The sequence below is a fragment of the Streptococcus suis genome (genome assembly GCF_046032535.1).
GTDB lineage: Bacteria > Bacillota > Bacilli > Lactobacillales > Streptococcaceae > Streptococcus > Streptococcus suis_AK.
This window is the reverse complement of sequence record NZ_JARQPL010000019.1, coordinates 1-15,145: the sequence shown is the minus strand read 5'-3', so window position 1 is coordinate 15,145 and position 15,145 is coordinate 1. Positions and strand designations below refer to the sequence as shown.

General features: G+C 42.2%; 14 protein-coding genes. All 14 read left to right on the top strand.

The features are described from left to right. Nucleotides 1-36: 36 nt before the first annotated feature. The 14 genes from purD (at nt 37) to P7J58_RS06815 (ending at nt 15,064) form a co-directional block, all read left to right on the top strand. The gene (purD, locus tag P7J58_RS06880; RefSeq protein ID WP_408555968.1) at nt 37-1,299 is read left to right on the top strand and encodes a phosphoribosylamine--glycine ligase; all 1,263 of its coding nucleotides are present in this window, start codon (nt 37-39) and stop codon (nt 1,297-1,299) included. A 25-nt stretch (nt 1,300-1,324) separates the two neighbouring features. Continuing rightward, nucleotides 1,325-1,813 carry a 5-(carboxyamino)imidazole ribonucleotide mutase gene (gene purE / locus P7J58_RS06875; RefSeq protein WP_029172079.1) on the top strand — a complete coding sequence of 163 codons (489 nt, stop codon included), beginning with the start codon at nt 1,325-1,327 and terminating at the stop codon, nt 1,811-1,813. Beyond that, entirely contained in the window at nt 1,800-2,873 is a 1,074-nt protein-coding gene (gene purK, locus P7J58_RS06870; RefSeq protein WP_408555967.1) for a 5-(carboxyamino)imidazole ribonucleotide synthase, read from the top strand. The genes purE and purK overlap by 14 nt, the downstream gene beginning before the upstream one ends. A 109-nt stretch (nt 2,874-2,982) precedes the next feature. Next, a complete protein-coding gene (locus P7J58_RS06865; RefSeq protein WP_125064870.1) occupies nt 2,983-3,846 on the top strand; it encodes a hypothetical protein in 864 nt (287 codons plus the stop codon). Nucleotides 3,847-4,125: 279 nt separating this feature from the next. Continuing rightward, nucleotides 4,126-5,418 carry an adenylosuccinate lyase gene (gene purB / locus P7J58_RS06860; protein WP_024377044.1) on the top strand — a complete coding sequence of 431 codons (1,293 nt, stop codon included), beginning with the start codon at nt 4,126-4,128 and terminating at the stop codon, nt 5,416-5,418. Between the two features lie 1,036 nt (nt 5,419-6,454). Beyond that, nucleotides 6,455-7,183, top strand: a complete 729-nt coding sequence (locus tag P7J58_RS06855) for an amino acid transporter (RefSeq protein ID WP_408540516.1) — start codon at nt 6,455-6,457, stop codon at nt 7,181-7,183. 9 nt (nt 7,184-7,192) lie between these two features. Then, on the top strand, nt 7,193-7,771 hold the full coding sequence (locus P7J58_RS06850; protein WP_330549162.1) for a CPBP family intramembrane glutamic endopeptidase: 579 nt from the start codon (nt 7,193-7,195) through the stop codon (nt 7,769-7,771). A gap of 14 nt (nt 7,772-7,785) precedes the next feature. Beyond that, a complete protein-coding gene (locus P7J58_RS06845) occupies nt 7,786-8,214 on the top strand; it encodes an Msa family membrane protein (protein ID WP_408555977.1) in 429 nt (142 codons plus the stop codon). After that, on the top strand, nt 8,207-9,079 hold the full coding sequence (locus P7J58_RS06840; protein WP_332439814.1) for an ABC transporter ATP-binding protein: 873 nt from the start codon (nt 8,207-8,209) through the stop codon (nt 9,077-9,079). The genes P7J58_RS06845 and P7J58_RS06840 overlap by 8 nt, the downstream gene beginning before the upstream one ends. Before the next feature lie 5 nt (nt 9,080-9,084). Further along, a complete protein-coding gene (locus P7J58_RS06835; protein ID WP_408540507.1) occupies nt 9,085-9,858 on the top strand; it encodes a hypothetical protein in 774 nt (257 codons plus the stop codon). A 2-nt stretch (nt 9,859-9,860) separates the two neighbouring features. Beyond that, nucleotides 9,861-11,573, top strand: coding sequence for an ABC transporter ATP-binding protein (locus tag P7J58_RS06830; RefSeq protein ID WP_099776353.1), 1,713 nt, complete (start codon nt 9,861-9,863; stop codon nt 11,571-11,573). Between the two features lie 327 nt (nt 11,574-11,900). After that, nucleotides 11,901-13,169 (top strand): MerR family transcriptional regulator, encoded by a 1,269-nt coding sequence (locus P7J58_RS06825; protein WP_408555966.1) that lies wholly within the window; start codon nt 11,901-11,903, stop codon nt 13,167-13,169. 193 nt (nt 13,170-13,362) lie between these two features. Next, nucleotides 13,363-14,361: a Holliday junction branch migration DNA helicase RuvB gene (gene ruvB / locus P7J58_RS06820; protein ID WP_024388009.1), complete on the top strand. Its 999-nt coding sequence runs from the start codon at nt 13,363-13,365 to the stop codon at nt 14,359-14,361. 67 nt (nt 14,362-14,428) lie between these two features. Further along, nucleotides 14,429-15,064, top strand: a complete 636-nt coding sequence (locus P7J58_RS06815) for an HAD-IA family hydrolase (RefSeq protein WP_105146359.1) — start codon at nt 14,429-14,431, stop codon at nt 15,062-15,064. Nucleotides 15,065-15,145 lie beyond the last annotated feature (81 nt).

Sequence of the window (15,145 nt, the reverse complement as noted above, 5' to 3'; positions counted from 1 at the left end):
ACTGTTTATAGAAAATCCGTTTTTGAGGTGTAAATAATGAAACTTTTGGTTGTCGGGTCTGGTGGTCGTGAACACGCTATAGCAAAGAAATTGTTAGAGTCTGAGCGGGTAGAACAGGTCTTTGTTGCTCCTGGAAATGATGGAATGACCTTGGACGGTATCGAGTTAGTCAATGTCGGAATTTCCGAACATTTCGTTCTCATCAACTTTGCTAAGGAAAATGACATTGCCTGGACTTTTGTTGGTCCAGATGATGCTCTGGCAGCAGGTATCGTTGATGATTTTGAACAGGCGGGACTTAAGGCTTTTGGCCCGAGTCGTCTGGCCGCGGAGCTGGAGTGGTCAAAAGACTTTGCTAAGCAAATCATGGTCAAATACGGCATTCCGACAGCAGCCTTTGGCACATTTTCCAACTTTGAAGAAGCAAAAGCCTACATCGAAGAGCAGGGGGCTCCAATCGTGGTCAAGGCGGATGGTTTGGCACTGGGCAAGGGTGTGGTCGTGGCGGAAACCGTCGAGCAGGCGGTCGAAGCGGCACGGGAGATGCTCTTGGACAACAAGTTCGGCGACTCAGGTGCCCGCGTGGTCATCGAGGAGTTTTTGGAGGGTGAGGAGTTCTCGCTCTTTGCCTTGGTCAACGGCGACCAGTTCTATATCCTGCCGACAGCCCAGGACCACAAGCGTGCCTTTGACGGCGACCAGGGGCCTAACACAGGCGGTATGGGGGCTTACGCTCCTGTTCACCACCTGCCTCAAAGCGTGGTAGATACAGCGGTTGACACCATTGTCAAGCCTATTCTGGACGGCATGATTGCGGAAGGGCGGTCTTATATGGGCGTGCTCTATGCTGGTTTGATTCTGACCGACCAAGGTCCCAAGGTCATCGAGTTTAACGCCCGTTTTGGCGACCCAGAAACTCAGATTATCCTACCTCGCTTGACCTCTGACTTTGCTCAGAACATCGACGACATCCTCCACAAACGTCCGACTGAGCTGACTTGGCTGGAAAGCGGCGTGACGCTGGGCGTTGTCGTGGCTTCAAACGGTTACCCTCTGGACTACGAAAAAGGCGTAACCTTGCCAGCGAAGACTGAAGGCGATATCACGACCTACTATGCAGGGGCTCGTTTTGCGGAAAATAGCAGAGCACTGCTATCAAACGGCGGTCGGGTCTATATGTTAGTCACCACAGCAGACACCGTCCAAGAAGCTCAGGAAAAAATTTACTCGGAGCTGAAAAATCAAGATACGACAGGCCTCTTTTATCGGACAGATATCGGAAGTAAGGCCGTGAAATAAGGGGCAAAGAAAAGGAAGTACAAGCATGAATATTCCAATTTCCATCATCATGGGTTCTAGTTCCGACTGGAAAACCATGAAAAAAGCAGCCGATGTGCTGGACAAATTTGGCGTAGCCTATGAAAAGAAAGTAGTCTCTGCCCACCGCACCCCAGACCTCATGTTCCGTCACGCCGAGGAAGCTCGCGGCCGTGGCATCAAGGTTATTATCGCAGGAGCGGGCGGTGCGGCTCATTTGCCGGGTATGGTGGCAGCTAAGACCACCCTACCTGTCATCGGAGTCCCTGTCCAATCTCGTGCCCTAAGTGGTGTGGATTCGCTCTATTCTATCGTGCAGATGCCCGGCGGTGTACCTGTTGCAACCATGGCGATTGGTGAAGCAGGTGCCACCAATGCAGCCCTGACGGCTCTCCGCATTCTCTCCATTGAAGACCAAACCATTGCAACTCAGCTGGCAGACTTTGCTAAGGAGCAGGAAAAAATTGCGGAGGCGATGACAGATGACCTCATCTAGGACAATTGGAATTATCGGTGGCGGTCAGCTAGGGCAGATGATGGCTATTTCCGCCATTTACATGGGTCACAAGGTCATCACGCTGGATCCCGCGGCGGACTGCCCAGCCTCCAAGGTCAGCGAGGTCATCGTCGCTCCCTATCACGATGTGGCGGCCCTCAAACAGTTGGCGGAGCGGTGCGATGTCCTGACCTACGAGTTTGAAAATGTCGATGCCGACGGACTGGACGCGGTCATCAAGGACGGCCAGCTCCCTCAAGGGACAGACCTCCTCCGCATTTCCCAGAACCGCATTTTTGAGAAGGATTTTTTGGCAAAAAAAGCTGGCGTGCAAGTCGCCCCCTACAAAGTTGTCACCTCTAGCCTAGACCTAGAAGGTCTGGACCTCAGCAAAAACTACGTTTTGAAAACAGCTACTGGGGGCTATGATGGACATGGTCAGAAGGTTATTCGAGAAGCGGCGGACTTGGTAGAAGCCAGTCGACTAGCCAACTCTGCCGAGTGTGTCTTGGAAGAGTTTGTGCATTTCGACATGGAAATCTCCGTCCTTGTGTCTGGCAATGGCTCCGACTACACCGTCTTTCCTGTACAGGAAAATATCCACCGCAATAATATCCTTTATAAAACCATCGTGCCTGCCCGTATTTCAGATGACCTAGCTGAAAAAGCCAAAACCATGGCCCTGCAAATCGCAGACAAGCTCCATTTAGCAGGCACCCTCTGTGTTGAAATGTTTGTGGCAGGGCAAGAAATTCTTGTGAATGAAATCGCTCCTCGCCCGCACAATTCAGGACATTATTCGATTGAAGCCTGTGATTTTTCACAGTTTGACACCCATATCCGAGGCATTTTAGGGGATCCCCTGCCCCCTATCCGCCTGCTTTCACCAGCCGTTATGATTAACGTTTTGGGACAAGACATGGAAGCAGCTCAAACCTTTCTTCAAGAAAACCCTAGCGCCCACCTGCACCTCTATGGTAAAATAGAAGCAAAGCACAACCGCAAAATGGGACACGTGACGGTGTTGACGGAAGATGTTGATGGTGTGGAGGAGTTTTAGGAAGGAGTAGAACTTAGTAATTAAGTGCGACCGTGCACTAATTGATAATGGGGAAGAAAAGCACTTGCTTTTAAATATTATATAGATTATTTATAAAGGATGAAAATAAATGGAAATGGATTTTTTTAATACTAACAACAACACTTTAAAAACGGATAGTTTAGAAATAAACAACAATATTCTGGCAATGAGAAATAACACTATTCAAATAAATAACATTTCTATGATGAGTAATTCGGAATTGAAGTTTCAAGTTACAATTAGAGAAATAGTGGCTATTTTATTCTTCTTCTCTCTTCTGTTTATAGATTTCATACCAAAGATTATACCAATGATTGTTTTAGCTGTGTTAGGATATAACATTTATCAGAGATATCAAAAGCATTTAAAAGATAAGTATTTCATTGAATTTAATCTTGGGTCAAGTAAGAATTATTATTTATTTTTTGAAGACAAAAATTTTAGGGATGAAGTTTCGGATGTAATAAAGAAGTCGTTTAATCTTAAGGGGCAGACGACTTATATTGACATAAAAAACCAAAATATCAACAGCGGTTCGGGTACTCAAGAAGTAATAGAAGATAAAACGGTACATGAAACTAATATTGCTGGAAACGATAACATTGTTGGTACTAATTTTGGACAAGGGAATACGATCTCAATCAAGGGTGATGCAGTATCTAATTCCAACATTACTGAGAATGCAAAGATATCCAATTCTAATTTAGAAACTAACAAAAGTTTGCCCTGGGAAGCAGTAACAGCTGATTTAAATCGTCTAATCAATGAAAAGGCTTTTTCAGATGAACTAAGAAATGTTTTTTCAGAATTGCTAGACGCTAGTAAAGAAAAGAACTTTGATAACTTTAATTCAGTTGTCAAAGAAAATGAAAAATGGTTTGATAACTCTTTTGTAAAGGATGTCATGTCAGCTACTTTATCTAATATAATTTCAGGAATACTTTTGATGTAAATCAAAAGGGTAAAAACTTAAAAGATGTTATAAATATAAAGAAATTTTTGCTAGTCTTTTCATAAGTATTAAACGAAAATTATGAGGAGCTTGTCTTTATAACGGCTTGGCAAAGTTGAATAATAAAAAAGAATCTAGAGTTATTTATATATAGACAACGACCTAGATTTTGATAACAACAATCATTACGGTTATTTCATTAATCGGACTATAGAAAAAGTTGTTGTCTTGAAAAGGTGTTTAAGAATCATAAGTAAGATAAGAGGTAGAGAACTAAGTATGATCAATCGTTATTCCCGCCCTGAGATGGCGGCTATTTGGAGTGAAGAGAACAAGTACAAGGCTTGGCTGGAGGTGGAAATCCTCGCTGATGAGGCTTGGGCTGAGTTGGGTGAGATTCCCAAGGAAGATGTGGCCTTGATTCGTGAGAAGGCGACTTTTGATATCGACCGCATTTTAGAGATTGAAGAGGAAACCCGTCACGATGTGGTGGCCTTCACGCGTGCGGTTTCGGAAAGTCTTGGTGAGGAACGCAAGTGGGTCCACTATGGTCTGACATCAACCGACGTGGTGGATACGGCTTACGGCTATCTCTACAAGCAGGCTAACGACATCATCCGTCGTGACCTTGAAAACTTCACCAATATCATCGCTGACAAGGCACGTGAGCACAAGTACACCATCATGATGGGGCGGACTCACGGTGTCCATGCGGAGCCAACGACCTTCGGTCTTAAATTAGCGACTTGGTATAGCGAAATGAAACGCAACATGGAGCGTTTTGATGTGGCGGCCAAGGGTGTCGAAGCTGGTAAAATTTCAGGTGCGGTTGGAAACTTTGCTAACATTCCTCCATTTGTGGAAGAGTATGTTTGTGGTAAATTGGGCATTCGTCCGCAGGAAATTTCGACTCAGGTCCTTCCTCGTGACCTTCACGCAGAATATTTCTCAGCCCTAGCCTTGATTGCAACGTCTATCGAGCGTATGGCGACAGAGATCCGTGGGCTACAAAAATCTGAACAACGTGAAGTTGAAGAGTATTTCGCCAAAGGCCAAAAGGGCAGCTCTGCTATGCCCCATAAACGCAACCCTATCGGCTCTGAAAATATGACCGGTCTGGCTCGCGTGGTGCGTGGTCACTTGGTGACGGCTTTTGAGAATGTGGCTCTCTGGCACGAACGCGATATTTCCCACTCGTCAGCGGAGCGGATTATTACGCCGGATACGACCATTCTTATCAACTATATGCTCAACCGTTTTGGCAATATCGTCAAGAACTTGACGGTCTTCCCTGAAAATATGAAACGCAATATGGAGTCGACTTTTGGCTTGATTTACAGCCAGCGTGTCATGCTTAGCTTGATTGAAAAAGGTATGACCCGTGAGGAAGCCTATGATTTGGTGCAACCAAAAACTGCGCAGTCATGGGATAATCAAGTGGACTTCAAGCCTCTTCTTGAAGCGGATGAGCGCGTGACAGCTAAACTTAGCCAGGAAGAAATCGATGAACTCTTCAACCCAGACTACTATGCTAAGCGGGTGGATGACATCTTTGAACGACTTGGGTTATAAAAAAATCAAAATTCTTTGGATTTTCCAGAGAATTTTTTTATTTATTTGCGAATAAATAGTTGAAGGGGAAAACAAGCTCACAACTTATTCAAAAAAAGTATCGTCATTTAGTTTTTCTTTTATTACTTCGTTAACTCGCCTTGCCTAACTCTAGTTATACCTGTGGCTCGTTGCCTAGTACTAAAAGTAAACTAAAAGATTATAAAAAATTTTTTCAAAAAATGAAAACGATTTGCGAATAAGTAAGTGAGAGGGGAAAACACCCCTCAAGGAGATACACACTTGAAAAAAATAAATTATTTTCCAAATGATTTACGAATAAACAAGTGTAGGAAAAATGAAAGGAGAAGAAAGATGAAAAAGAAGTTCAAGATTGTAAACAAACGTACAACGATTGACCTCGGGATTATTAAGTATAGCTACCGTCGTGGTCGCCATACTTTGTAAACAGGGTAATAAATTATATTTTTTGTAAATTTTTAAAGTAAAAGGAGTAAAAAATGAAAAAAACATTCAAAAAATCAAGTAAACGTGCAACAATTCGTCTAGGAAACCTTACTATCAGCTACCGTTACCCACGCTTTACTTTGTAAGAGGAGGAGATAAAAATGGGAAAATTCTTTAAGAAAAATAAACGTATCACTATTGATCTAGGTATTATTAAATATACTTATCGTCGCGGTCGTCACACTTTGTAAACAGAGTAATAAATTATATTTTTGTAAATTTTTAAAGTAAAAGGAGTAAAAAATGAAAAAAACATTCAAAAAATCAAGCAAACGTGCAACAATTCGTCTAGGAAACCTTACTATCAGCTACCGTTACCCACGCTTTACTTTGTAAGAGGAGGAGATAGAAATGGGAAAATTCTTTAAGAAAAATCAGCGCATCACTATTGATTTAGGTATTATTAAATATACTTATCGTCGCGGTCGTCACACTTTGTAAAGAAACTTATTGATAGCTAATATTGTTTAGCTATCAATAAGATGGGTATTATGGGTTAATGCCTATCTTATTGATAAAAAGGGGAAATATGAATATGTTTAGGTCAATTTTTAAATCAGTTATTTATAGAAGAGATGTTATTTTATTCTATGCCTTCACTGCTTTACCAATCTTAGTTCCGATATTATCCAAATTTTTGGTAGGCGTAAAGGCTGAATATACGGATAATTTTTTAGATTTTCTAGGAGCAGCATTGTCAACACAGGATGGGATAGTGTTACCAACATTGCTGTTATCCTTGATAATTTCCGCAGTTTTTAGGGATGAGATTGATAGTGGCATTCTATTTTTATACAAAGATTTGAATAGAACCCGACTTTTTAATGCAAAAATTATTAGTTTAGTGGTGATGTATGCCTCTTATGTTCTTCTAACAGTGCTGACAAGTGCAATTGCCTATTTTGGTTTCTTGAATACTTTTGGAAAAGTAGTATCGAATGATTGGAGTAATGTACAGTCCACTTTGCTATCTATTTTTGCAACTATCTCCATCAATATTATCTGTATTTTATTGGTTGCCATGGTTTCTATTAAAGCCAAATCCTTACAGGCAGTTCTAGCAGGAGTTTTTTGGTCGCTATTTACAACAACTGCACCATTTCTGATTGGAGTTCGTTATGTCGTACCAAATGGCTATGCTCAGATGAGTTTTAATCAGCCACTGCTTGCATGGTCCTTGGTAGTAGCTATAACGACATTTTATATTGTTGCTACCTATCTTAAAGGCCGTTCGAACTTTGAAAAGTTGGAATTTTAGAGGTATGTTATGGTAATTCGTTATATGAGGCCAGTTGCCTTATCCATTGCTTTGATTATTTTAGCATCAATTTCTTATCTTCTGGCAACATCTTTGGTTTTATTTAGCTCCAGTCAATTTTTACAGCTAGCCTACCTATTTTCTATTATGGTTGGAATGCCAGTAGGGTTTATTCTACTTCCATCCTGGCTTACAAAACGCTATCAGTTCTATAAAGAAACGGCGGATATAAAGTTTAGTTGGAAAGAATTTCTTCTTGTTGCCATTGCTATCTTTTTCATCAATTCTTTGCTTATTCAAAGTGAAGAATATGTGAATCAATTTATTATTGCGACTTGTGAAGAATTCTTGTTCCGTTATCTTATCTATCGTATTCTAAAAAGTGAATATCCTACTTGGCTAGCTATGTTGGTCACTTCTCTCTTGTTTGGAGTTCTGCTACACATGAATTATCCCTTGCTGGATAATCTAATCATCCGAACTCCACTAGGTTTATTGTTTTCTCTGTTAGCTACTCGTTTTGGCTTGCAGTATGCTATCGGAGGACATTGGATCTACAATCTGTTGGTTTCGAGATTTCCATTTTAATTGTGAGGGTTATGATGATATTTATTCTATTATTGAGTCTATTTTATATTTGTTTGACAGTTGCTAGCTCGCAACTATTGCTAAGTCTCTCTGTTCCTGTTTTATTGTTGTTGACTTATTTGCTACCGCCCATCGTCAATTCAATCTGTATGGGATTACAAAAAGATAAGTCTTGGAAAGCATGGTCAGTGGGCATTTTCCCAACGATGTCAATGATATTTTATGCTGCTTTTGCCTACATTACGAGTAGCAATGGTCAGTGGGCTCAATTTGCTCAACTGCATACAGTTTCAGATGATGTCATGAGTGTCGAGCTGGCCGGCGAATTACTGGTTCCATCACAAATGTTATTTATTGCTGTAGTGTATTATGGTGTAGCTATTGCTACATACTTTATCCAACAAACAAGTCGTCAGAAAGAAAAAGGAGTTACTTATGCTTAAAATCAATCATTTATCAAAACAGTTTGCAGGAAACGAATTTTACTCACTAAAAGATGTGAGTTTGGAGATCAATAAGGGCGAGATAGTTGGTCTGATTGGGAAAAACGGAGCTGGAAAATCCACGCTCATGAAACTAATGGCTAAGTCCCTAAAACCAAGTTCGGGAACCATTACTTATAAGGGTACGGATATTTTTAGCCAGGATAATTTGTTAGCAGACTTTGGAATTATGATTGATCCCGTCTTCTATCCAGAAATGACTGTTATGGACAACCTCAAGTTTTATTTGGACCTGCATGGAAAAAAAGACCTCTATCCAAATATTGAGAAGACTTTGAAATTGGTAGAATTATGGGAAGCTCGCAATCGGAAACCCAAGGGATTCTCGTTCGGTATGAAACAACGGACTGCTTTGGCGATTGCCTTGGTTGCGGAGCCCGATTTCCTGATCTTAGATGAGCCTTTTGTGGGCTTGGACCCGATTGGTGTTCAGAAATTGATTGATATCTTGAAGCAGTGGTCTAGTGAGCGACAAATTTCCATGCTGATTTCGAGTCACCAACTAGGTGAGTTGGAGGCCTTGTGCAGCCGCTATGTCTATATCGAATCGGGAGAATTGGCAGAGGCTTTTGAAGGCAAATCTCATCCAAGTGTGCTCGTGCAGTTGGACACAACTAAAAACCTAGATTCTGTAGAGGCTTTGCTCAATGACCATGTGGTGCTAGAGGGGGAAGTGCTAGAGATTTCCACTGCCACGCCTACAAGTGAGCTAAATCAGATTTTTGGTGTGTTGGCTCATCAAGAATTGATTGTGAAATTAGAAGTGAAAGAGAATCACTTGAAAGAAATCTTTACGAAAGGGTAGTGAGTATGAAACAGATTTTTCCAGCTGTCTTTAGAACGATTTGGAAGCGAAAGGAGACGCAGATTTATCTCCTGTTCACTTTGTTTCCTTTTATCTATCTAGTCACTTCATTTATTGAAGGGTCGAATTTTATGCAAATTCATGCCGGAGAAGGCTACAAAGTTGTTCTAGTTGCCTTCACGAATATGATGGTAAGCTCGCTAGATAGTTTCATTCTTCCTAGTTTGACCCTGTATTTTTTGGCTATATCTGTCTTTAGGAAAGAAGTAGATGAACATACCATGTTTTTGTATCGGGATCTTGGGCGGAAGCAGATTTTCTGGTCTAAATATCTTGGTCTACTAGCAACAATCGTCATTTTCTATGGTTTCTTCTTTGTAACCTCTGCATTTGTACATTATGTTCGGGTAATCCATCTGCCTTTTGGTAGTCCAGCTGTTTTTGATGTTAGCTTAGCAGAGAGCCTGGGTAATGTATTTGGTATTGTTGCCTATCTATTGAAAGATATTCTCTCAGTTAGTTTGGCAACTGCTCTTTGCCTATATTTGAAAAACATTACCACAATGATTATAGGATTTTTGGTAACGATTACGATGATGATTTTAGCAGTTATTGGCGGTCCAATCGCTATGCTTTTTCCAACTAGTTATGTAGCTTTGGCCAACGAAGGTCTTACAGGAGCGGGGCTGGCTTACTTGGGCGCTATTGGTGTAACGCTTGTTTACGTACTCGTATTTACTAAAATTGCTGCGAAAAAATTCAAGAATTTGGAGTTCTAGTTATGAATAAAAGACTCGTCGGAGTGTTGTTGAAGTCGCTCAATAAAACGATGTTCTTGTTTGGGATAGTTCTGAGTGCACTTGGGGTTGGAATGGGTTTGTTCCTGCCCCAGTTTATTGGTAGGTTGCTAGATCAAACCTATTTGAGCAATCTATTAACACGGCCAGAATTGCTGGCAGGTTTCATCCTTTTCTTTGTATCGGTCTATGCAGTACAGGCTCTATCTAATTATTTCATAGGGCGTAGTGGTAGTAATGCACTCAAACGGTTGCAACAATATATTTATGAATCCTTGTTGACTACATCTGTAAAGGACTTGGATCAGTACCAATCAGGCGATCTTGCTAGTCGTTTGACCAATGATATGTCGGTTGTTCTGAACTTCATCACCGTTATTCTTCCAAATTTCTTGATGAATGGTTTGATGGTTATGGGGTCAATTTATTTTCTGTGGACCATCAGTCCGTGGCTCACGGGTCTTAGTCTCTTCTTGCTTCCTATGTTGTCAATGGTTATGATTCCAATGAATCAGCGGTTGGAGGGTTACTACTCTGCTTATCAAGAGGGATTGGGGCAGGTTTCTAGTAGAATTAGTCATAAATTTACAACGATTCGTTTGATGAAGGCATTTCAGGGAGAAAAGCATGAACAGCGAGAGATGGGCAAGTCTTTTCAGTATCTGTCACAAACCTTTGAGAAAATGATTAGACTGTCAGCGGTCCAACATACCTTGGTTAGTAGCTTGATGACGGGATTTATTATCCTGATGTTGCTTATAGCGGGGATAGAAGTAACCAAGGGAGTGATGACCATGGCTACCTTGACCACCTTTGTATTGTACATGATGCAATTGATTGATCCAGTAACAGATATTGCTGCTTCCCTAAATGAACTGACGGAGTTTCATGCAGTGTCTAAACGTTTGGTAGAATTGCTGGAACTGAATAAGGAAGAACAGGAAGATACAGAGTTGGTTGATGATGCTAGTATCCAGTTGGAAAATGTTCGTTTTTCCTATCATACAGATCCGGTTTTGAATGGAGTATCGGTTAGAATTCCTGAAGGAGCTCACGTGGCGATTGTTGGGCCAAGCGGAGCCGGAAAGTCAACGATTTTTTCTTTGCTGATGAAATATTATCAAGACTATCAAGGAGAGATTCGGATTGGTCAACAATGCTTAAGTGATATTTCAACCAAGGAGATGAGAAGGTTGATTTCCTTCATACCACAAGACAATACGCTCTTCCATGGAACGATTAGAGAAAATCTATTGTATGGAAAGAACGAGTCTGTGTCTGAAGAGCGTATTGCTTATATTCTCAAGGAGTTGGGATTGTCTTCTTTAGTAGCTGAGTTGGAAGATGGTTTAGATACTCGGATTTCAGAAAATGGGACAGGTTTGTCGGAAGGCCAAAAACAACGGTTTAGCATTGCGAGAGCCTTGCTGCTAGAACATCCGATTTATTTGTTAGATGAGGCGACAGCAAGTTTAGATACTGTCACAGAACGTGTCATTAGTAAAGCGATTGACCGGTTAACAGCTGGCAAAACAAGGCTAACCATTGCTCACCGTTTGCATACGGTGCGTGAAGCAGATGCTATTCTGGTCTTAGATAAAAACGGACAAGTGGCTGACTACGGTCATCACCAGCAGTTAGTGGAGAGAAATCATCTCTATCAAGATTTCTTAAGGGGCTTACCGCAAGCCAGTTAGTAAGGCAGGGGTCGATAGCTCCTGTTCTTATTTTTTTATACTCTTCGAAAATCAAACTCAGCCGTTGTTGACTTGATTTGATGACTGAAAAGCTCCTGAGGAGGTTTTCAGCCTGTTCCCTTGAAATATAAAAGGAACAGAGTTCTATCTGCATAAGTAGAAACGAACTACGTTCGCTCTATCTCCAACCTCCAAAGGTTTCCCAAACCTTTGGAGCTAGCCTGATTTTGATTTTCATTGAGTATTATTTAATTTTTCAAAAAATCCTTGACTCATCCCTAGGGGAATAGTGTATGCTAGGACTATCAAAACAGATGGAGGTTGCTTATGCAGGTCAAAGATGTGGAGAAGTTGACAGGCTTGTCAACTAAGGCGATACGGCTGTATGAAGAAAAGGGCTTGATTGAAGTGGCGAGAAATCCGCTCAACGATTACCGTGATTATTCAGAGGAAAATGTGCGACAGCTTCGCTTGATTAAGTTGCTCCGCTATCTTGAGTTTTCCCTAGCAGAGATTACGGCCCTCCTAGCCTTGCCAGAGGAGGACTTGCAGTCAGCCTTGCGTGAGAAAAAGCGGGGAATCAACCAGCAAGCAGAAGAGTTGACAGACAAGGTTGATTTGCTGGACCAGGTGGTCAAGGAAATGGGCAAGAAAGAGGATTGGTTGGAAGAAGCACAGGACTCCATTGCCTTTGTGGAAAGTGGTGAATTTCAAGACTTCAAACAAGATTTAGAAGATGCCTTGTTGCCAAGTATTTGGATGACTTTCTTACAGACCTTGATGGCATCAGGTCCCATCCTCTGGCTATTTACCCGCATCCAACAAGGTCGGCAGGAAAACCTTTTCTTATTAGCAGTGGTTTCCCTATTGGCAACCGCTTGGATAACGCTTATCTGGCGAGACTACCTCGTAACCTGGTGGAAATATCGAGACAAGGTTCGTCAGAAGAATCGTAGTCAGGCCTGGTGGATTCCGATTGGTCTTATCTCCCTCGTAGGTGGGATTGCCTACTTTGTCCTTGTCGGCTGGTTGACCGAAAGATTTTTCCTACCAAGCGATTGGCTCTTCTATGAGTATTCGACTGGTCTGGGCAAGGTTGCTATATTTTTTATCATGGTTTTTCTCGTTTTTCTTTTGGGAAAACTGGCGAGGCTGGTGAAGTTATCGTGGAAATACGGCTTGGGACTGGCAGGCGGTTGTATCCTATTGACCGCTCTGATGATTTCTACCACAACAGCAGTGACCAAAGACCAGATTATTGACATCAATCTGCTGGCTCCGTCTAAGGAATATCTTTACAACGATGTCAAGTCTGTCTGGACAGGCTTTGGCACCAAGGTGTTTACTGTTAATGAATTCGAGAAGCAGGGACAGTTTAGCTACCGTATTCAGCTTGACGGAAAGGAAATTGTGTTTATGCAACCAGCTGTTAATCAGAACTTGGTACCTGACGATACCTACATCGAACTAGAGGAGTTTGATGGGCAGTTGATGAATCTGAAAATTCCCAAAGAAAGTTCGACAGGGGGCAGTCAGTATAATGAGTTAGATTCGCACTATCTAGAGCGATTTTTGCGAATAGTGGAAAATAAATAAAATGAATTCTGTTTTAGTTTCCCTTAAGCTTGGCGAGTTATACTATATCCAAGCTAGAAATAGCGAAATTTCTTTTCACCTAAAGGTGTCCCTAGCTCTAAGTCGCAAGCGACAAGAGCTAGGTATCATATAATCTCCTGAGAATACTGGACTCTCTGAGTCTGGTATTTTCTTTTTATGCTATAATGGTTTCATGACTAGAATTTTAGATATGGAACAAATGCAGGATGAGGAGTACGTAGAACGCACTTTGCGTCCGCAGAAATTAAATGAATACATCGGCCAGGACAAGGTCAAGGACCAGCTCAAAATCTTTATCGAGGCAGCCAAGCTCCGTGACGAAGCCTTGGACCATACCCTTCTGTTTGGACCTCCAGGTTTAGGTAAAACCACCATGGCCTTTGTCATTGCCAATGAGCTAGGCGTTAACATCAAGCAGACCAGTGGTCCTGTTATTGAAAAAGCAGGTGACTTGGTGGCCCTTCTCAACGACTTGGAGCCTGGCGACGTCCTCTTTATCGATGAAATCCACCGTATGCCTATGGCGGTCGAGGAAATTCTCTACTCTGCTATGGAGGATTTCTACATCGACATTATGATTGGAGCAGGGGAGGCTAGTCGCTCCGTGCATTTGGAGTTGCCACCTTTTACCCTGATTGGAGCAACCACTCGTGCGGGTATGCTGTCCAATCCTCTGCGGGCCCGTTTTGGTATCACCGGTCACATGGAATACTACGAACTGGCTGATTTGACGGAGATTGTCGAGCGGACAGCGGATATCTTTGATATGGAGATTACTCATGAAGCCGCTATCGAGCTGGCTCGTCGGTCTCGTGGAACTCCCCGTATCGCCAACCGTCTGCTCAAGCGGGTGCGGGATTTCGCACAGATTATGGGTGACGGCCTGATTGACGACACCATTACAGACAAGGCCTTGACTATGCTGGATGTGGACCGCGAGGGGCTGGACTATGTGGACCAGAAGATTCTCCGTACCATGATTGAGATGTATGGCGGTGGTCCTGTCGGCCTCAACACCCTGTCGGTCAATATTGCCGAGGAGCGTGAGACGGTGGAGGACATGTACGAGCCTTACCTGATTCAGCAGGGCTTCCTCATGCGGACACGGACGGGGCGGGTTGCTACAGCCAAGGCCTACGAGCACTTGGGTTATCCCTATACGGAAAAATAATGGCAGAGCAGATGAGATGAGTAACAAACTTATTGCGATTACAAATCAATTTAGGAATGGAGATAAGATGACACCGACATTTATTTGGGATTTGGATGGAACACTCTTGGATTCCTATGAAGCGATTTTGGCTGGTATACAGGAAACCTATGAGCAGTTTGGCCTTCCTTTTGACCGTGAAGAAGTAAGAAATTTCATTCTTCGTTATTCTGTCAAGGATTTGCTGGTGCGTGATGCGGACAAGTACGGTCTAGATAGCGATGAACTTAATCGTGTGCGTGCGACTTCCTTGAAGGAGAAAAATACGCAGATTCCCTTGATGGCTGGTGCGCGTGAAATTCTGGACTGGACAGCAGAGAAAGGAATTCAAAATTTCGTTTATACACACAAGAGTGACAATGCTTTTCAGGTTTTGGAGGATTTGGGTGTCCGTCAACATTTCACAGAAATCTTGACAAGCGATTCTGGTTTTGCCCGCAAACCAAGTCCAGAAGCTCTGCTATTTCTCATCGAAAAATACGGACTGGACAAGGAAAATACCTACTATATCGGTGATCGTATGCTCGATGTGGAAACGGCTGTCAACGCAGGAATTCACAGTATCAATTTGCAAATTGATGGTGTGGAGAAGAATTGGAAGATTGTTTCTCTTTTGGGCATAAAACAAATATTAACTGATAAATATAAAGAAAAACAGGCGTAAAACCCAATGTCATTAAGTTAACTAACCTATCACGTTTTGTGGTGGGTTAGTTTTTATGTTACACTAAAAATAAAAGGGGAA